The sequence below is a fragment of the Shewanella sp. SR44-4 genome, assembly GCF_014163715.1.
Lineage (GTDB): Bacteria > Pseudomonadota > Gammaproteobacteria > Enterobacterales > Shewanellaceae > Shewanella.
Genome location: NZ_JACJDU010000030.1, coordinates 1 through 19,245, shown reverse-complemented (window position 1 = coordinate 19,245; position 19,245 = coordinate 1). Strand labels below are relative to the sequence as shown.

Here is a 19,245-nt window from a genome sequence, read left to right as displayed (position 1 = left end):
ATGGAAAAAACATTTAATTTAGCTCGTCGTGACGATGGTATTGCCATTTTAACAATGGACGTTCCTGGCGAAACCATGAACACCTTAAAAGAACAATTTGGTCCTGAAATTAGTGAAATATTAACTGAAATCAAAGCTGATAACAGCATTAAAGGCTTGGTTGTTATATCTGGTAAGGCTGATTCGTTTGTTGCCGGTGCCGATATCACCATGTTAGCAGCTTGCAAGAGTGAAGCTGATGCTAAGGCATTGTCACAACAAGGTCATGTGGTTTTTTCTGAGCTTGAAGGATTATCAATTCCTGTTGTTGCTGCTATCAATGGTGCTTGTTTAGGTGGTGGCTTAGAATTAGCGCTAGCGTGTCATTTACGCGTATGCAGTGACGATAAAAAAACCATGCTAGGGGTGCCTGAAGTGCAACTGGGTTTGTTGCCCGGCGGCGGCGGTACTCAGCGTTTACCTCGACTAGTCGGAATTGCAACTGCGTTAGATATGATGCTTACTGGCAAGCAAATTCGTCCTAAACAAGCATTAAAAATGGGGTTAGTGAATGATGTTGTGCCTAACTCTATTTTGCTTGAAACCGCGATAGAGCTAGCAAAAAAAAGTAAACAAGCTGCAAAACCTGTGGTGCAATCTAAACTTAATCAGTTTTTAGAATCATCTTCATTTACTCGCGATATTATGTTTGATCAAGCTCGCAAACAGGTAATGAAAAAAACTCAGGGGAATTATCCTGCGCCAGCTAAAATCATCGATTGTGTTCGTCAAGGTATGAATAAAGGCATGGTGAAAGGGCTTGAGGTTGAAGCAACTCATTTTGCTAATTTAGTGATGTCGAAAGAGTCGGCAGCATTACGTAGCTTGTTCTTTGCCACCACTGAAATGAAAAAAGAAACTGGTGCTGAAGGTGCTGTGCCACGCAAAGTTAAAAAAGTAATGGTATTAGGCGGTGGGTTAATGGGCGGTGGTATTGCGTCTGTAACAACCACTAAAGCTAAAATTCCAGCGCGTGTCAAAGACATTTCAGAGCAGGGATTAAGTAACGCACTATCATATGCTTACAAACTGCTAGATAAAGGCGTTAAGCGTCGTCATATGACACCTATAGCGCGTGACAATATCATGGCATTAATGACAACGACGACTGAATATACAGGTATTAAAGATGCCGATATCGTTGTTGAAGCGGTATTTGAAGATTTAGCACTTAAACATAAAATGGTTCAAGACGTTGAGCGTGAATGTGGTGAAAACACCATTTTTGCTTCTAATACGTCTTCATTACCGATTGGTCAGATTGCCGCAGCGGCAAGTCGTCCTGAAAATGTGATTGGCCTACATTACTTTTCTCCGGTAGAAAAAATGCCGTTAGTTGAGGTGATTGCCCATAAAACCACATCGCCAGAAACGATTGCAACTACAGTGGCGTTTGCACGCAAGCAAGGAAAGACACCTATTGTGGTTCAAGACGGCGCAGGTTTTTATGTAAACCGTATTCTAGCCCTGTATATGAACGAAGCTGCGCAGTTATTACTTGAAGGTCAACGTGTTGAACACCTAGATCGCGCATTAGTGAAGTTTGGTTTCCCTGTGGGACCGATGACTTTGCTTGATGAAGTGGGCATTGACGTAGGTGCTAAAATTTCGCCAATTTTAGAAAAAGAGCTCGGCGATCGCTTTAAAGCACCTGCAGCATTTGACAAGTTATTAGCCGATGACCGTAAGGGTCGTAAAAATGGTAAAGGTTTCTATCAATACGGACCTAAAGCTAAAAAAGCCAAATTGGTTGATGAATCCGTTTACAAAGTGCTCGATATCTTAATCGCTTCGGATAAAGAAGCAAAAGATGTGGCAGAGCGTTGTACTATTCAAATGCTCAATGAAGCTGTTCGTTGTCTTGAAGAAGGGATTATTGCCTCTGCAAGAGATGGTGACATCGGTGCTATATTCGGTATTGGCTTCCCGCCATTCTTGGGCGGCCCGTTCCGTTATATCGACACCTTAGGTGCAAGTAATTTAGTGGCAACTTTACAAGGTTATCAATCACTGTACGGTGACCGTTTCGCACCGTGTGATACGTTAGTAAAAATGGCTAGTGATGGCAGCCAATTTTATAAAAAGTAAACCGAGTGATTGTTATTGATAATATTTAGTTATCAAATTGTAAAAAAGCGGCAGTGAATTGCCGCTTTTTTATGTAACAAAGGCATACCTTTGCCTTATTTTTAATCAATCAGATACTTCTTTACGGTATAATGCCCGTTATTTAGTATGATAAGTCAAGGATGATAGCGTAAACGATCATACGAATGATATTTCGCCATTAAGCTGTAATCACCTCGATATAATGGCGTTAACATGATTGCTTGCGAGTCAAAGATGAATCGTAATGTTGTATAAGTAGGGATTAAGTTAACTGAGTTATTTGGAGTCAGCGATAATGCAGTTTAGTTGGTTATTCATGCTTATTTTAGTGAGTATTAGTAGTGGTTTTTTATTTGGTTTTGCAGCTTATCAGCATGGTTTAGCCGTAAAGCGATGGGGATGTGTAGGTTGTATATTAGGGCCACTCACTTACCCATTGTTTAGCACCCACAAACGCTTGGCTGATATGAAGGTTTGGCGACATGGCCGCTATAGAATAGAAGGTTAAACTCATTTTAGTTTGCTATATAAAAATTCAAATTCAAATTCAAAACAACAAAAAAGGAGCTTATGCTCCTTTTTTTATGGCTGATGGTTAATCATCAGTATCTCAATAATTACTTCCACCAAGCTCTAGCTTGGATGACTTCAAGGTGATTTAAACCTTCAGGCAATTTTACTTTTTTACGAGCTGGTTTTGCTAAACCAAGTGCTATTTTTAGAGAAGTAAACATAGGGTTCTCCTTAAGCTGTTTGGGTGTTAAGCAGTTTAACGCCCGGGATTTTAGCTGTTTGAGAGTTAAGCAGTTTAACACCTGGGATTTTAGCTGTTTGAGAGTTAAGCAGTTTAACGCCCGGGATTTTAGCTGTTTGAGAGTTAAGCAGTTTAACGCCCGGGATTTTAGCTGTTTGGGTGTTAAGCAGTTTAACGCCCGGGATTTTAGCTGTTTGGGTGTTAAGCAGTTTAACGCCCGGGATTTTAGCTGTTTGAGAGTTAAGCAGTTTAACGCCCGGGATTTTAGCTGTTTGGGTGTTAAGCAGTTTAACGCCCGGGATTTTAGCTGTTTGAGAGTTAAGCAGTTTAACGCCCGGGATTTTAACTGTTTGAGTGTTAAGCAGTTTAACGCCCGGGATTTTAGCTGTTTGGGAGTTAAGCAATTTAACACCCGGGATTTTAGCTGTTCGAGTGTCTAACATGCTAACATTGCAAGTATTTGCTGCTTCGGTCATAGGACTATTTACCATTGAATAGCCATTGAATGATAATGCCGATAAAACCGCAACTGTAATTATTCCTTTAATCATTTTAATCTCTCTTATATTTTGTAATTGAAGCTCAGGGTTAAATAACAATATTATTTTGACAACTGAACTTGCATTTGCATTTGTTATGCCAAATATAAGAGGTAGTTATTTATTTTTCTTTAATGTACCGTTTAATGCTTCAAATTTAAGTTTGTCTGCATTCAACATAAGCTCAAAGTCAGCTTCTTTAATAGGCTTACTATAGATATAGCCTTGAATCTCTTCGCAATTAAGTGCTTTTAATATATTGAGTTGTGCGGTTTGTTCAACCCCTTCACCTACCACGGTCAGTCCCATATTGTGGGCAATAGTAATAATTGAATCGACCATCTTGAGGTCTCGGTCAGATTTATCTATGTCATCAACAAAGGTTTTATCGATCTTTAAGCAATTAATAGGAAATCGCTTTAGATAAGACAAAGAGGAATAACCTGTCCCAAAGTCGTCAAGAGCAAGGCTGACACCCATTCTAGCCAATTGCTGCATCACTTTAATCGCTTGTTCGGGATCTTTAATGACAGTTCCTTCAGTGATTTCAAGCTCTAAGTGTTTAGCTGGTAACTTTGTGAGTCGTAAAATTGACTCTATTCGTTGCTGTAAATCGGGCAGAGCAAATTGTCTTGACGATAAATTGACAGCAACACGACCACTAAATAATCCTAGTTCGAGCCATTTCTGCGCAGCAAAACACGCTTTTCGCAAGACGACATCACCAATTTCAACGATTAAACCATTTTCTTCGGCAAGGGGGATAAATTCATTCGGTCCAATCAGGCCTAATTTAGGATGATTTAATCTCACTAATGCTTCCATTCCGTTAAGACGATCTTTCTTCACATCGATTTTGGGTTGGTAATATACTTCAAACAAATCGTCTTTGAGTGCTTCTCTGATTAAACTTTCGATTTCAAGCTGACGTAAAGCATTTTGATTTAATGACTCAGAATAAAACTGATAGCGGTTGCCACCACCAGACTTAGCGTGATACATGGCGATATCTGCTTTACGTAACAATGCTTGCTCGTTTTGCTCGTCTTCAGGATAAAGCACAATTCCGATACTAATGCCTAGTACCAGTGAGTCATTATTAAGAGTGAAAGCTGGCTTTAGACAATTTATCACTTGCGTTGCAATGGCGGCACATGATCCGATATCAGGGTGTTGATCTACGAGTAAGGCAAATTCATCGCCGCCTAGACGGTATAAGCTGGCATGTTTTGGGATGGCTAACTTTATACGCTCAGCAACACCAATTAATAAGTCATCACCAATTTGATGGCCTAATGAGTCATTAATACGTTTAAAATTATCTAAATCAAGCACCATTAGGGTGTGATGAACATCCTTTTTAACTAGGTTGCTGAGTGTCACTTGCAAACTAGACCGATTGGGTAAACCGGTAAGTAAGTCATTATTGGTTAGTTTTCTGAGTTCTTCTTCTTGTTGTTTACGGCGAGTTATATCGGAAAACACGCCAACATAATGACTTGTGTCACCTTGTTCATTGTATATAGCGTCAATAGTCAGTTCCATTAAGAAATAATTGTCTTTACCTTTACTCGCTTCAACTTCGCCGCTCCAACGACCTTGCTGTTTTAGTAAGTTTCTTATTTGTTCTGAATAACTGGCTGGATAACGAGTGAAATTGAGTATTTCATGAGTAAATTTTTCCTTTGTCGAAGCTGCCAGTTCACAACAGGCATTATTGACTTCAACAAATTGATATTTTTCATTGAGAATAAACATCCCTTCAGAAATATTTTCAATTGCTCTAGCGAATAAACGAAGTTGCTCTTCTGCTTGCTTAATATTATTGATGTCTTTAATGGTGCCAGTCATTCGAAGGGGTACATCTTTCTGATCACGTTCAACTATCTTGGCTCTGTCTAAAATCCAGATCCACTCTTGGTTGCGCGCTTTAACGCGATAAGCAATTTCGAAGTGATCGGTTAGGGCATTGAAATGATCATTTAGCGCCCTTGTCACACGATCTCTATCGAGAGGGTGGATATTACTTTCTTCATCAGGATTACCCGAGCGACGACCGTCTTGAGGGAAGTCTAAAGAGCCCCATATATTAGAACGGTAGATTTTGCCACTTTCAATATCCCAGTCCCACATTTCATCGCCACTGCCCCATAATGATAATTTTAAACGTTCTTCACTCTGGGCTATTTTCTTTTGGATTTTTCTACGATGTATTGCTGATTTAATAATTAAAGTAATGATAATTATAATGATGGCAACATAAATTCCTATCGCTAGATTTGATAACCACCATGGTGGAGTTACTAATATCTTAATATTTCTTTCATTAGTCTCTTTTCCGGAAGAACGATTTTTTGCATAAATTTTAAAATTATATTTTCCAGGAGATAAATTAGTATAAGTTACGGAATTATTACCTTCAGTTGATAACCATGTTTTTTCCAGATCTTCTAAATAATAAAAAAATTCAAAATCTTTATTGCTTTCCCCTAAGATATTAAATTTTATAGTGAATGGGTAGTCCGAATAGCGTAATGAGATTTTTTCAATATAATTAAGTGGTTCTTTCAATTTTTCCGAACCTACCTCTACCGGAGAATTAAATAGTAAAAGTTCTTCAAAGTTTATTTTGTTGCTTGGTTCTTTTTCTAGTGTTGATATGATCTCAATTGGATTAATTAGAAGCATACCATCAGGGCTTCCAAGTATTATTTCTTGACCCATACTAAGTGTTGCTTGTGTATTATAATCGTCAAAAGAACCATTTTCAGTATTCAAAATGTATTTTTTATTTTTATTAAGATCTAATAATATTACTTCTCTACTTGAAGCAATTGTAAGAGTATCTTCAATGCTTGTTATTGAATAAATTATCTTCTTTCTATCTATTATTTTTTTTATATTTTCATTTTTTAATACATAAACTGAATTTTTTGTTCCAAAAAATATACTATTTTTATTTTTTGTTAGGTTGAATACGAAATCTTGATTGAATATGTTTGTAAATACACCATTGTTATACTTTATCAAGCCGCTTTGTGATGCTATCCATAAAGTTTGTTTATCGAGTAAGGTGTCATATATAGGGAATCCCGTTTTTGTGTCTAAAAGGGTGATTATTTCTCCTTTAAAATTAAGCTTGTAAATTTTTCCATCAAAAGTAGAAGCAAAAAGAAAATTACCGTGTTTTTTAATATTGAAAATAATATCAGAAAGTAATTTTTTTTCTTCTTTTGTCGTATTATTTTTTAGTGTTAGACCGTCAGATGAGCCAATGAATAAGGTATCACCAATAGATATTATCGATTTAGGCCCATGATTAAGGTTGTTGACTTCAACAGTATTTGATATTGATTTGTTATATCGATAAATATTGCTTTTATTGTTAGCGATAAGTAATCCAGTATCAATGTTAGTCATAGACCAAATGTTTTTTTCTGGAGTATTTATCCTTTTTAGATAATTTTTATTTTGTGATATATCAAAATAACCATCAACATAGTTTGAAATGTAAATATGCTTTTTGTTTTGTGAAATAATAATGTTATTTAATCTTTCTTTTTTTAAATCTATAGTCCCGATCTTTTTTGTTTCTAATTTTTTGTTGATTAAATTTAGCTCGTATAGATGATTTTCAGACAATCCAAGTGTATGTTGTGAGTAAAAATTAGCCGATGAACTTAAGGCCTTAAATTTAAGCTTTGATAATAATAATACGCCGTCATTGATAATATAGATACCGTCATTAGTTACAGCTATTAAGCTATCTTCCATAGTTACTATATCATTAGTACCGCTTAATATTTTTGTAACACTTTGATTTTTAAATTCGAAAACATCACCATCAAAATTCCTAATAAATAATGATTCTTTGCTTTTTATTATTTTTTTGATCTCTTTAAATTTATTTTCATTAATGTCTAATATTATGTTTCTAGTCGCATTGGAATAAGTGATTATTCTATTTTCTAGACCAATGATCACACCTTCTTTCTGTTTCGAAAGTGACCAAATTGTTTGTTTACCAATTAAGTCTGATATTTCATTTTTAACAAATCTCTCTGTATTTTTGTTATACGATACAAGGCCTTTATCTGTCCCGACTAATAATGTGCCATTGTCATCGATAAGTAAATTACGAATAAAAGAACTGGGTAGAGAATTTTCATTTTCTTCTGCATAGAATTGCTTAAATTCATTGCCGTCGAAACGATTTAATCCATTGATAGTACCAACCCAAACGTAACCCTCTGGATCTTCTACGATGGCAGTTACTGTGTCCTGAGACAAACCATCCGCAACACCATAATTAGTGTAGTTTAGTAGTAGATCGAAATTTGATTCTGTGTCATCAGCTTCAATGGCTGCTGCGCCAAAGCTGAAAATAAAATAAACACAGATAAAGAGTAAAATTTTAGGCATAGATTTATACTTATTCTCTTTTGATGCCGCAAAGAAGTTCATGAATTGTCTACTTTTTCAGAAAGCAGGCCCTTTGTCAAAAGCATGTTAACAAAAAAGGTGTGATTGATAGAATATTACGCAATTATCGCTGTAAAATTTGTTTATAGTTATTTTTTAATCAATTAGTTATGTAATACTAAGGTTTTATTTGGTTGCTTGTACTGTTAACAATGATTGAGACATTTTGTTAACCTAATTTCGATTCATCTAGCTTTATATTTTTTAGACCTTTAAACGTCGATGCTGGTTAAAACTGAAATTTATCTGCTTGATGTTTGAATGTTTTTAAGTCGACAATCATATTATCTGAACGAAGGCTTGTTTGGCTGTGATGTTGTTCACCACTGTTAAACAAGACTAAACGGTCACAATCTCTACTGCGCATGTGAGCCACCATAAACTTGATCAAGTGAGCTCTGGTGAGCTTTTCGACTTCCGCGACGACCATTTCACGTTGATTAAATCCATAATCGCGGTTACCTAAGCTCACCCAATAGCGTTGGCTGCGTGTCTTTAGATTGGTATCATGTTCCATTATTTGACTTATCATACCTTGCTTTGTGCTTTCCCATTGTTCATTGGTTATTTGCATAACGGCATAATTAAAGTCGGCGATGAATTCGTCGATTGCTTCGAGAAGTTGTCTTGGACCTGTAGTAGGGGACTGCACATAAAAAATCATCCCTGGATGTCGGTTTAACGGTAAGTAACCTGTCCCAACCATGTAGCCTAATTGTTGTTTAGTGCGTAACTCATGAAAAAAGGTAGATGACATTGTATGGTTCAGTAGACTGAATAACGCCACACGTTCTGGTGTCGCCATCCGAGACTGATAGTAAACAATAATCGCACTATCTTGATGGGAAATGGTTTTTTCGCGAAGTAATGAACCTCTTTTATCTAGGTTGATAAGTTCGCGTGAAGACTCTGCGCTTGGTTTCGTGACTAAAGACAATAGATGTTGCAAACGCTTGCCGAGTTGCTGTGCTTCTTCAACCAGCCAATCCCCGTATACCAAACCTTCAAGATAAACTTTTTTGTAAAATTCGCTGACATGATTGTGTAAATCATCAAGTGTCAGTAGCGTGAGTTCTTCAGCCATTCTTGCGGGTTCAAAACTTCTTTTTTGTAGCGACACGGTTAAGCTGGTAAATAATTGAGATATTGGCTTAGCTTGAGCAACATTATTCCAGCTGCGTAATATCTGATTTTTAATCATACTAAAGCGTTGTTCGGTAAAGTTACGCTCGCGTGCTTTGTTGATGATTAGAGTGAGGAGCTTTTCTTGGTTACCCGTAAAACCGGTTAAATGCAGGGTAATGCCGCCTTGGTGAGGGTAAATATTGTAGTTAAGGCCAGCAACCTCTGCTTGGTATGTTGGTTCAGTCAGATAATCGATAAGCATTTCAACGTATAGTCTTGTTAATGCTGCTTGTCTAGGGGTTGAGCTCGCTTGATCTGAGTCTAACGATAAGTATAAATGCCCTTTAGGAACATTGAATTCATCATCTTTTTTATGCCAAATACGGTAACCTTCGCCTTCTGCAACAATAGTGGGTACTGGAGTATCGCTTTTGTCTGCCCTAGCTTGCGGGTTGGCGACAATAAACGGATTTCTTTCCGGAAGTTTAAGTGACTCTCTTACCGTAACGGAAGACCATTTTGCTATTTGTTGGGGTTGTAATGATCTCACTTGGTACGGAGTGTCGTACCATTTTGCTTGATTATCGACCTGTGATTCTTTTGCAACCGTGAGTAAGCGCATATTAGCTGCCGACATCATAGACAGCAGTTGTATTGTTTCATCCTCTAGCATTTCATCCATGCGATAGTCGCCATAAATAATGTCTTCAATATCATAATGGTGCATGTTGATACTGAGATGGCTTGCTAAATCCAAGGTTTTGATCTGTTCTTGGAATCGAAACGCAGTGTTAAGTAAATTGGCTCGCTCTTGGTAACGCCATGCTTGTACACCTTGCTGCTTAATCAGTTCAATGTATTCAAATACACAAGTTACCACTTCATCAAGCTCTGCAAATCCCTTGTCGGTTAATTGTATGCTGATTGAATAATCTTTGAAGTTGTAACCATTAACCCCACCGCCAGCAGATAAGTTATTGGCTAACCCCTGTACTTTTAAATAGGACAGTAAACTCCCTGGGCTTTCATTACCGAGTAAATGGCTGATAAAGGTGAGTGGTTTTCGCTTATAAAATTGGTCTATCTCTGGCAGTGAAAAACTAATACTGACTCGTTTTTGATCTTTCAACGGTACAATTTGTATATGTTTTTGACGTTGGTCCTTCGTTATCATTGCTTCAGATGGATAGTGTTTACTTACATTTCTATTGATAATGTTTGAGAAGTATTTTTTAACGATGGTGTCTAGCTCTGCAATAGGGCGTGGAGCGACAACGCACAATGTCATAATATTAGCACTGTAATGTTGTTGATAAAAAGCCAGCAGTTCATCCCGTATGTCTGCTTGTTTACCCGCTAAAGTTGTTTGGTTACCGACAGAGAATTTTGAAAATGGATGTTTTGGATTAACGGTTTCTTTTTGAACTTGGTAAACTCGGCGAATATCATCTTTTAATTTTAAGCTAAATTCAGATTCGATTGCCTGCCTTTCACGATCCACTAACTCTAAGTCAAACTTTGGGGCAATAAAAAATTGACTGAATCGGTCTAATGAACCTTCTAAGGCTTCGGCATTAATGCTATAGAAAAAGTTAGTTTGTTCTGTGCCTGTCCAAGCATTATTACTGCCACCATGTTGATTAATATAAGCGTGGTATTCTCCTGAATCTGGATATTTCTCGGTGCCTAAAAATAACATGTGCTCAAGGAAATGCGCCATACCTGGTCGGTCAACAGGATCGTCAAAATGACCAACACTAACCGCCATAGATGCGGCTGCTTGATTTGATTGCATGTCTTCAACCAATAACACTCGAAGTTGGTTGTTCAACACTCGATATTGGTATTGGCGATGATCATTTTGGCTTTTATAAACTGCTGGAAATTCAGGCAAGAGGAGACTCCAGAAAAGATAACTTGTTATATATTGATCTTGTTATTACTTTTTAGCAAATTACCTTGGTCAGTTTTATTCAATTATCGACTAAAGTTTATCTAAATATGCTCAATTCTAGGTTTGTTGTTGCGCTGATTAACGCTACAATTGGTTAAGAATGATAATAAAAACATCACGAGAGAAGTATGCAGCTATTTTTGATGCGCCATGGTGAAGCGAGTTTTGATGCTCTGTCCGATAGGGAACGAAAATTAACTGAAACAGGCCGTATTCAAACTGGCTATATGGCTAATTGGTTAGCAAAACAGGTCAGCCATTTTGATTTGGTGATTGTGAGCCCTTATTTACGTGCGCAGCAAACGTGGCAAGAAGTCAGTAAACACTTAGCTGAACCCCGTAAGTGGTTAGTAGTTGATGATGTGACTCCCTCTGGCGATGCTAAAGTGGCGATAGATGTTGTGTTGGCTTATGCCGAGCAATATAAAGCTGATAATGTATTGGTTATAGCACATATGCCAATTTTAGGATTTATGGTCAGCGAGCTTGTGGCGGGGGTTGAGCCACCTTTATTTGCTACCTCTGCGGTGGCTCACATAGACAAACATACGCATAACGCGAGTTTTGTCGCAATGACGGCACCACATCAAGTTGTTGTGTAATGACAATAACGTTTTGAATCACATCTGAATAAAAAAAGGTAAGTGATTACTTACCTTTTTTATGTTCGCGCTTATTTCTTCGTATTAACGTCGGTGAGGCTGTTCACCAATATCAATTAATACCAATAACGCGGCATCGCCACCCCATTCTTTGGGTGCTTGGTGAAACGCTTTTACGTTTGGGTGTTGTGCTAACCACATTGGTGTTTGCTGTTTTAAAATACCCATTCCATAGCCGTGCATTACGCAGCAACAAATCGTGTTTTGCTTAACACATGCTTGGATAAGTGCGGCTAATTCAAGTTTGGCTTCTGCTTGACGCATGCCATGCAAATCAAGCAACAGGTCCGGAGAATAGTCACCACGCCTTAAGCGTTTTAATTCATGCTTATCTGTGCTGGTATTAATCCAACGCATAGGGCCATCTACCGGCAGAAGCGGCTGATATGTATCCGAAAAATAGCTATCAGCATGAATCTGCTGTTCTTTTATTTCGAACTGTTGTTTGGCTTTGACAGGCTGTTTAAAGTGGTGAGTATCTTGCCTTAGCGGTTTGATACCCTCGATTAATGCACTAAACAGCGATAAGTCTGGATAATTATCGTCTTTCATGGGCGTATTGTATTGAATTCTAGGTCATCTTAATAGACATCAGTTACAATAGCGCAGAACAATTTTTAAGGAGTGTGTTTTGGATAAGATCTTTGTAGATGAAGCTGTCACTGAGTTACGTACTATCGCTGATATGTTACGTTGGGCTGTCAGCCGTTTTAATGATGCCAATATTTATTATGGTCACGGAACGGATAATGCTTGGGACGAAGCCATTGCATTGGTTTTTGATGCTCTACACTTACCAGAAGATATCGGCCAGCAGGTTATTTTAAGTAACCTGACCAGTAGTGAAAAACACAAAATCGTTGAATTAATTATTCGCCGTGTACGTGAACGTTTACCGGTACCGTATTTGACCAATAAAGCCAAATTTGCGGGTCTTGAATTTTATGTTGATGAACGCGTACTGGTTCCGCGTTCGCCGATTGCCGAAATGATCAATCATCATTTTAGCCCATGGTTATATAACAAACCGGTTAATCGCATTATGGATTTATGCACTGGCAGTGCTTGTATTGCCATTGCTTGTGCCTATGCGTTTGAAGATGCTGAAGTTGACGCATTAGATATTAGCGAAGACGCACTTGAAGTTGCCCAAATTAATATTGAATCTTTGGGCGTGTTGGATCGTGTTTTCCCGATGCAATCCGATTTATTCTCAGCGATTCCAAAAGGCCAGCATTACGACTTAATTGTGTCTAATCCTCCATATGTAGATGCACAAGATATTGGTGATATGCCTGAAGAGTATCATCACGAACCTGCTATTGGGTTAGCGTCTGGCAATGATGGCTTAGATTTAACCAAGCGTATCTTAGCTAATGCGGCAGATTATTTAACAGAAACGGGTTTGCTAGTCGTTGAAGTCGGTAATTCAATGGTGCATTTGATTGAGCAATATCCTGATATGCCATTTGCTTGGGTTGATTTTGAATTTGGCGGTGATGGCGTGTTTGTATTAACCCGTGATCAGCTAGTTGAAAATGAATCACTTTTCGCCATCTATAAAGATAGTGAATAATAGCGACAAGAATCGCACTCAATGAAGTGAATAATTAATAGAGGTAGTTAACGCGCATGTCAGGAAATAGTATTGGTCAAAACTTTGTTGTTACAACATTTGGTGAAAGCCATGGTGTTGCTTTAGGTTGTATCATTGATGGCTGCCCTCCAGGACTGGAGTTAACCGTTGAAGATATGCAACATGATTTAGACCGTCGTCGTCCTGGCACGTCACGTTATACAACGGCACGCCGTGAAGCTGATGAAGTAAGAATTTTGTCAGGAGTGTTTGAAGGTAAAACCACTGGCACCTCTATTGGTTTGTTGATTGAGAATACCGATCAACGTAGCCAAGACTATTCAGATATTAAAGACACGTTTCGTCCTGGTCATGCAGATTATACCTACCAACAAAAGTATGGCATGCGTGATTACCGTGGCGGCGGGCGCTCGTCTGCACGTGAAACGGCAATGCGAGTTGCCGCAGGTGCGATAGCAAAAAAATACCTCAAGCAAGTGCACGGCATTGAAATTCATGGCTATCTTGCTCAGCTAGGACCTATTAGTGCTGACACTATTGATTTGACTCAAATTGAGCAAAATGCATTTTTCTTCCCTGATGCCAGTAAATTAGAAGCATTAGATGAGTACATGCGTGGCTTACGTAAATCTGGTGATTCAATAGGCGCCAAAATTACTGTTGCAGCCACTGGTGTTCCTGTGGGATTAGGCGAACCCGTATTTGATCGCCTTGATGCTGATATCGCGCATGCGTTAATGGGCATTAATGCCGTTAAAGGTGTTGAAATTGGTGATGGTTTTGGCGTTGTTACTCAGAAAGGCTCTGAAGGTCGTGATTTAATGTCACCACAAGGTTTTGCATCTAACCATGCAGGTGGCGTATTGGGCGGCATTTCATCTGGCCAACCTGTTGTGGCTCATATTGCGCTAAAACCTACCTCGAGCATTAGCGTACCAGGTCAAAGCATGACAGTGCAGGGCGAAACAATCGATATGATCACCAAAGGTCGTCATGATCCTTGTGTGGGTATTCGCGCCGTGCCTATTGCTGAAGCGATGCTCGCGATTGTATTGATGGATCACTTGTTAAGACATCGTGCGCAAAACCAAGATGTTACTAGTCAAACACCCGTTATCGGAATGCGATAATGTCCTCATTGAAACCCGCTGAACCAGATTTACGCTGGCTCAGCGCTTGTTATTTCTTTTTCTTTTCTATTCTTGGCATCATGGTTCCCTATTTGGGGGTTTTCTTTGATAGCCGAGGTTTCAATGCCCAAGAGATAGGTTTTTTGTTGGCCATTTTAATGGCCACTCGAATTGTCGCGCCTAACGTATGGGCGGCTGTAGCCGATCGCACTGGTATGCGAGCAGAATTGATAAAGCTTGGCTCCTTTGCTGCAGCGATTACCTATACCAGTTTTTTCTTCGACGGCAGCTTCATGTATCTTGCGGTTAGTTTAGCCATATACACTTTCTTTTGGAATTCCATTCTTGCTCAGTTAGAAGTGATTACGTTAGAAACGCTTGGTGATAAAGCTGAACGTTATGGTGCCATTCGAAGTTGGGGCAGTGTTGGTTATATTATTTTGGTGATAAGTGGTGGATTAGCGATTGATCACTGGGGCCCCGAAGTGTTGCCTTATATGGGGATGATACTGTTTTTAGGTTTGTTTGCTTGCTCATTGCCTTTACCCGCTAACCGTAGTGTTGTAGTCAATAAATCTGAGCGTCCTAAACTTACATTTGATAAATCATTAGTGTGGTTTATGCTATCTGCAATGTTATTGCAGATGAGTGTCGGACCATTTTATGGTTTTTTTGTATTATATCTAAAGCAGGTTGGCTACTCTGAGACCATCGCTGGAATGCTAGTTGCCTTGGGCGTGCTAGCTGAAATTGTTATTTTCTTTTATTCATCCCGTCTTATTCGCCAATACGGTATTCGAGTATTGCTTGTGGTGAGCATTCTGTTAACTGCCATTCGTTGGTTATTGTTGGCATTTGGTGTTGAACACGTTTCATTATTGGTCATCAGCCAACTATTACATGCTTTCACTTTTGGTTTAGTCCATGCCGCTTCAATCCATTTCATTCACCGTCATTTTTCCATCAGTCATCGAAGTACTGGCCAAGCGTTATATGCCAGTGTCAGTTTTGGTGTGGGTGGCGCATTAGGCACGTGGATAAGTGGCATGATTTGGGGTGATGGTAGTAGCACTATGTGGGTTTGGGTATTTGCGGCAGCTTGTGCATTTTTATCAATGATAGCGGTATTGCTTATCCCCAATATTAATGGCCAACCAGCGACTAATACATAATTGGTTAACTAGGTCATTCATTTACTCTTCATTTTTAGACACAGAAGTTATGTAATCAGCAAGGAGTCAGTGTGAAACGTTTTCGCTTAGGGGTAATCATTAATCCATTAGCTGGCCTTGGAGGCAGTGTCGGTTTAAAAGGCTCTGACGGCGTTGCCGTAGAAGCTATTGCCAAAGGTGCTATTCCCAAAGCACAACAACGCATGCAACAAGCTCTGGATGTCATTTTACCTTTCGTTAAACAAATCGATATTATTACTGCATCTGGTGATATGGGCGGGAGCTTATGTCGTCAAATGGGTTTTTCGACTCAAGATGTATATACCGCGTTAGAAACAACCTCAATTGAAAAAACGTCTGCAATAGATACCCAACAAGCGGTTAAATGCTTACTTGATCATCAATTAGATTTGTTGCTATTTGCTGGCGGAGACGGTACTGCCCGTGATATTTATGCTGTAGTTGATGACGCATTTCCGGTGTTAGGTGTACCAGCGGGTGTTAAAATTCACTCCGGTGTATACGGTATTACCCCGCATGCTTCTGGGCTTGTTGTCAGCATGTTATTTAAAGGTGAGCTAGTGAGCTTAATGTCTGCTGATGTCATGGATATTGATGAGACTGCGTTTAGGCAGGGGATTGTAAAAGCGAAACGATTTGGTGAAATGACGGTTCCTGCTGCGCCACGATATATACAAGCCGTGAAAATGGGCGGTAAAGAAGTTGATGAATTAGTGTTGGCCGATATTGCCGCCGATGTGATTGAATCAATGGACGATGAACTTTATATCATGGGTTCAGGCAGCACCGTAGCGGCAGTCATGGAAGACCTTGGTTTAGAAAATACTTTGCTTGGTGTTGATGTTATTCAGCATAAAAGCGTGATTGCTAAGGATGTTACCGCGCAACAATTACTCGCGTTGATTGCCGATAAAAAAAGGTATTCTAGCGTCAAGCTAGTGATTACATTAATCGGTGGGCAAGGGCATATATTGGGTCGTGGCAATCAGCAGTTGTCACCGGAACTGATCCGGCAACTAGAAAAAGACAATATTTTAATCCTGGCCACAAAAACTAAGCTAAAAGCACTTGAAGGTAGGCCATTAATTGTGGATAGTGGCGACCCTGAATTAGATAAAGCACTCACTGGCTATTACAAAATAGTCACGGGTTACCATGATTACGTAATGTATCAAGTAGCCAACCCAGATTTAGTGGAGAACTAGAACATGTTAGAACAGTACGATGCAGCATTAGAGTCTTGGATTGAAGACAGTGTTAGCCACAGCGATGACGATGCGTTATTTGCTTGTGGTTATTTACAAGGCCACGTCGCCGTTGTATTAGCTGAATTAGAAGTCGAACCTGAACAAGATTTACCTGCGCTTGATCAAAAGTTGGTTAAATGTCTTGCGTTGGCAAATGAAGAATTAGATGAACATGATTTTTCATTAGTGGAAGCTGCATGGCAGCAGTTACGTCAACGTATTGTCGCTCAAGCGGCATAACCCGGAATAGATAAACAGCTTTTATGGTAAATTCCTCATTGCAACAAGTCACTATAGGTTTAGTTAATCCCAAAACGCCGGTCAATGTTGGCGGCATTATGCGAGCAGCTGGTTGCTACGGTGTTGATAACGTTTGCTATACCGGAAAACGTTATGAATTGGCGGCTAAGTCGGGTGATGCTCAATACGATGTTGACACTAAAGATGCTGCCAAGCGTATTCCTTTAACTGGTGTCGAGTCATTACTTGATAGTGTGCCTGATGGCGCAACCATAGTCTGTGTCGATCTTGTCGTTGGGGCGACTCCGTTGCCTTTATTCTCTCATCCAGATAATGCCTTTTATATATTCGGTCCGGAAGACGGCACTATTCCACAGCAATTAATTGATGCTGCTGATGATGTTGTGTATGTACCGACTGTAGGGTGTATGAATTTAGCTGCATCTGTGAATGTTTTGCTCTATGACCGGTTGGCTAAAACGAGTCAAATTAAAGCTGATGATGAATTAATTAAGCAAAGTCGTGACAATAATAATCGCACCAAAGTGAAACACTGGTTGAAGTCACTTTGATGAAATAACTGTATTGCACTTTAGATAATGCCGAATGAGAAATCATTCGGCATTTTTATTGATGTGTTGTAGCGCAAAATCGTCGACAACAGTGACTATAAATACAACAAGCCAGTGCTGCATGATCGCATAGTTAATATAATGCTGCTGTATTATGTAGAAACAGAGCTTTTTTTTAAAAGCTCTGTTTCTTGATTGTTGTTTAATGTCAGATTTCAAGTCGGTAATATAAATAGTGGATCAAAGCTTGATGAAACGACTTGTGTGGTAGACATTAGACATAGGAAAGGCAATCGCCATTCATGATGATGTTTTCCATAAAGTTAACTTGTCACTATTTAGCTTGATGGCTTGGTAATGAATGCCTCTGAATTCGGCTTTAGTTAAGCATACACATTAGAAATCAATATTAGGAATGCATAGATGTCGATATTAAAGAAACTGTGTCAGTGGCTACCGTTTGGAAAAGTACCCGAAATGAGCGCCCAAGAAGTACATAAACGACTTCAGAAGAATGATATTCAGATTGTAGATGTTCGCTCAAAAATGGAATGGCACAAGTCGCATATTGAAGGTTCTAAAAACCTGCCTATCACGTCGCTTTCTATTGATTCGATAAAACAGCTTGAATTATCACCAGAGATAACAACTGTCGTGATATGTCTCTCTGCCCATCGCAGTATCTCTGGGGTTAGAAAACTTAAACAGTTTGGATTTACTGATGTATATCAACTTAAAGGTGGGATGCTGAGTTGGTGGAAATTATCGCTACCAACATCAAAATAACGCACTAGAAAGAGACTCAACTGATGACGTTAATATTTTTGGGGCTGGGGATATAAATGTCGTCTGGGCTCATAACAGCTTTTATTTTTTGAGTCCGGCGAGTGACATTAATCATTTCATACTCTGGACGAGCTATAAAAATTAATTAACATGTGAGATTGAGATTAAAATATAAAAATAGGGGCACGATAAAGATATAGTTCTAGGTGCAGATAATTAAAGCAGGGAAATTAAAAGGAAAGGTATAACAATAGAAAATGGTTGCGGGGGTAGGACTTGATAAAAATCTAAGACCTTCGACTCTTTGTTTATAAAAAGCTGAGCATGACGACAGGACTAATTGTACAATGGGATTTTAAGGGTTTAAAAAGGGAGTTAATTGAAATGAGAAAATTATTAATAGAAAATGGTTGCGGGAGTAGGACTTGAACCTACGACCTTCGGGTTATGAGCCCGACGAGCTACCAACTGCTCCATCCCGCGTCCGATAAAACGCTATCAATTATTTTAATTCTATTGACGAAAGAAATGGTTGCGGGAGTAGGACTTGATAAAAACTACGACCTTCGACTCTTTATTGATAAAAATCTAAGCCCGACAAGCTACCAACTACTCTATCCTGCGTCCGAAAACACTATCAATTATTTTTATTCTATTGACTAAAGAAATGGTTGCGGGAGTAGGACTTGATAAAAAACTACGGCCTTCGACTCTTCATTTATAAAAAGCTGAGCCCGGCAAGTTATCAACTGCACTATCCTGCGTCCGAAAACACTATCAATTATTTTTATTCTATTGACTAAAGAAATGGTTGCG

14 protein-coding genes and 2 tRNA genes are annotated in these 19,245 nt (G+C 38.9%); 10 read left to right on the top strand and 6 right to left on the bottom strand.

What is annotated here, in order from left to right:
- Both fadJ and H5125_RS14085 read left to right on the top strand, forming a co-directional pair.
- Window positions 1-2,127, top strand: a complete 2,127-nt coding sequence (gene fadJ / locus H5125_RS14090) for a fatty acid oxidation complex subunit alpha FadJ (RefSeq protein ID WP_182744546.1) — start codon at window positions 1-3, stop codon at window positions 2,125-2,127.
- A 316-nt stretch (window positions 2,128-2,443) separates the two neighbouring features.
- Window positions 2,444-2,656, top strand: a complete 213-nt coding sequence (locus tag H5125_RS14085; protein WP_101086592.1) for a hypothetical protein — start codon at window positions 2,444-2,446, stop codon at window positions 2,654-2,656.
- 236 nt (window positions 2,657-2,892) lie between these two features.
- On the opposite strand, the gene H5125_RS14080 is transcribed toward H5125_RS14085, so the two are convergent.
- The 3 genes from H5125_RS14080 to H5125_RS14070 all read right to left on the bottom strand — a co-directional run bounded on the left by H5125_RS14080 (window position 2,893) and on the right by H5125_RS14070 (window position 10,942).
- The gene (locus H5125_RS14080; protein ID WP_101086593.1) at window positions 2,893-3,453 is read right to left on the bottom strand and encodes a hypothetical protein; all 561 of its coding nucleotides are present in this window, start codon (window positions 3,451-3,453) and stop codon (window positions 2,893-2,895) included.
- 105 nt (window positions 3,454-3,558) lie between these two features.
- Complete coding sequence (locus H5125_RS14075) at window positions 3,559-7,905, bottom strand: EAL domain-containing protein (RefSeq protein ID WP_182744545.1); 4,347 nt, start codon at window positions 7,903-7,905, stop codon at window positions 3,559-3,561.
- Between the two features lie 247 nt (window positions 7,906-8,152).
- Complete coding sequence (locus H5125_RS14070) at window positions 8,153-10,942, bottom strand: insulinase family protein (protein ID WP_162023531.1); 2,790 nt, start codon at window positions 10,940-10,942, stop codon at window positions 8,153-8,155.
- A gap of 188 nt (window positions 10,943-11,130) precedes the next feature.
- On the opposite strand from H5125_RS14070, the gene sixA reads away from it, so the two are divergent.
- Window positions 11,131-11,604 carry a phosphohistidine phosphatase SixA gene (sixA, locus tag H5125_RS14065; RefSeq protein WP_162023530.1) on the top strand — a complete coding sequence of 158 codons (474 nt, stop codon included), beginning with the start codon at window positions 11,131-11,133 and terminating at the stop codon, window positions 11,602-11,604.
- A gap of 84 nt (window positions 11,605-11,688) precedes the next feature.
- Here sixA and smrB read toward each other — a convergent pair whose 3' ends face one another.
- Window positions 11,689-12,216 (bottom strand): endonuclease SmrB, encoded by a 528-nt coding sequence (smrB, locus tag H5125_RS14060; RefSeq protein ID WP_162023529.1) that lies wholly within the window; start codon window positions 12,214-12,216, stop codon window positions 11,689-11,691.
- A 79-nt stretch (window positions 12,217-12,295) separates the two neighbouring features.
- Here smrB and prmB point away from each other — a divergent pair, with 79 nt between their 5' ends.
- The 7 genes from prmB to H5125_RS14025 all read left to right on the top strand — a co-directional run bounded on the left by prmB (window position 12,296) and on the right by H5125_RS14025 (window position 18,429).
- On the top strand, window positions 12,296-13,240 hold the full coding sequence (gene prmB / locus H5125_RS14055) for a 50S ribosomal protein L3 N(5)-glutamine methyltransferase (protein ID WP_101086598.1): 945 nt from the start codon (window positions 12,296-12,298) through the stop codon (window positions 13,238-13,240).
- A gap of 56 nt (window positions 13,241-13,296) precedes the next feature.
- A complete protein-coding gene (aroC, locus tag H5125_RS14050) occupies window positions 13,297-14,391 on the top strand; it encodes a chorismate synthase (protein WP_162023528.1) in 1,095 nt (364 codons plus the stop codon).
- Window positions 14,391-15,563 carry an MFS transporter gene (locus H5125_RS14045; RefSeq protein ID WP_162023527.1) on the top strand — a complete coding sequence of 391 codons (1,173 nt, stop codon included), beginning with the start codon at window positions 14,391-14,393 and terminating at the stop codon, window positions 15,561-15,563. Before aroC ends, H5125_RS14045 begins: the two co-directional genes overlap by 1 nt.
- 71 nt (window positions 15,564-15,634) lie before the next feature.
- A complete protein-coding gene (locus tag H5125_RS14040; RefSeq protein WP_182744544.1) occupies window positions 15,635-16,789 on the top strand; it encodes an ATP-NAD kinase family protein in 1,155 nt (384 codons plus the stop codon).
- 3 nt (window positions 16,790-16,792) lie between these two features.
- Window positions 16,793-17,071: a YfcL family protein gene (locus H5125_RS14035; protein WP_101086601.1), complete on the top strand. Its 279-nt coding sequence runs from the start codon at window positions 16,793-16,795 to the stop codon at window positions 17,069-17,071.
- Window positions 17,072-17,094: 23 nt separating this feature from the next.
- The gene (locus tag H5125_RS14030) at window positions 17,095-17,643 is read left to right on the top strand and encodes an RNA methyltransferase (protein WP_182744543.1); all 549 of its coding nucleotides are present in this window, start codon (window positions 17,095-17,097) and stop codon (window positions 17,641-17,643) included.
- 423 nt (window positions 17,644-18,066) lie between these two features.
- A complete protein-coding gene (locus H5125_RS14025) occupies window positions 18,067-18,429 on the top strand; it encodes a rhodanese-like domain-containing protein (protein ID WP_182744542.1) in 363 nt (120 codons plus the stop codon).
- A 407-nt stretch (window positions 18,430-18,836) separates the two neighbouring features.
- On the opposite strand, the gene H5125_RS14020 is transcribed toward H5125_RS14025, so the two are convergent.
- A tRNA-Met gene (locus tag H5125_RS14020) sits at window positions 18,837-18,912 on the bottom strand.
- Window positions 18,913-18,958: 46 nt separating this feature from the next.
- Window positions 18,959-19,053: transfer RNA gene (locus H5125_RS14015), tRNA-OTHER, on the bottom strand.
- Window positions 19,054-19,245: the final 192 nt, after the last annotated feature.

Excerpts from the sequence above, each read along its gene's own strand:
- H5125_RS14085 (WP_101086592.1), top strand. The coding sequence starts at position 2,444 with ATGCAGTTTAGTTGGTTATTCATGCTTATTTTAGTGAGTATTAGTAGT.
- fadJ (WP_182744546.1), top strand. The coding sequence starts at position 1 with ATGGAAAAAACATTTAATTTAGCTCGTCGTGACGATGGTATTGCCATT.
- sixA (WP_162023530.1), top strand. The coding sequence starts at position 11,131 with ATGCAGCTATTTTTGATGCGCCATGGTGAAGCGAGTTTTGATGCTCTG.
- H5125_RS14045 (WP_162023527.1), top strand. The coding sequence starts at position 14,391 with ATGTCCTCATTGAAACCCGCTGAACCAGATTTACGCTGGCTCAGCGCT.
- aroC (WP_162023528.1), top strand. The coding sequence starts at position 13,297 with ATGTCAGGAAATAGTATTGGTCAAAACTTTGTTGTTACAACATTTGGT.
- H5125_RS14035 (WP_101086601.1), top strand. The coding sequence starts at position 16,793 with ATGTTAGAACAGTACGATGCAGCATTAGAGTCTTGGATTGAAGACAGT.
- H5125_RS14080 (WP_101086593.1), bottom strand. The coding sequence starts at position 3,453 with ATGATTAAAGGAATAATTACAGTTGCGGTTTTATCGGCATTATCATTC.
- H5125_RS14075 (WP_182744545.1), bottom strand. The coding sequence starts at position 7,905 with ATGAACTTCTTTGCGGCATCAAAAGAGAATAAGTATAAATCTATGCCT.
- smrB (WP_162023529.1), bottom strand. The coding sequence starts at position 12,216 with ATGAAAGACGATAATTATCCAGACTTATCGCTGTTTAGTGCATTAATC.
- H5125_RS14030 (WP_182744543.1), top strand. The coding sequence starts at position 17,095 with ATGGTAAATTCCTCATTGCAACAAGTCACTATAGGTTTAGTTAATCCC.
- H5125_RS14025 (WP_182744542.1), top strand. The coding sequence starts at position 18,067 with ATGTCGATATTAAAGAAACTGTGTCAGTGGCTACCGTTTGGAAAAGTA.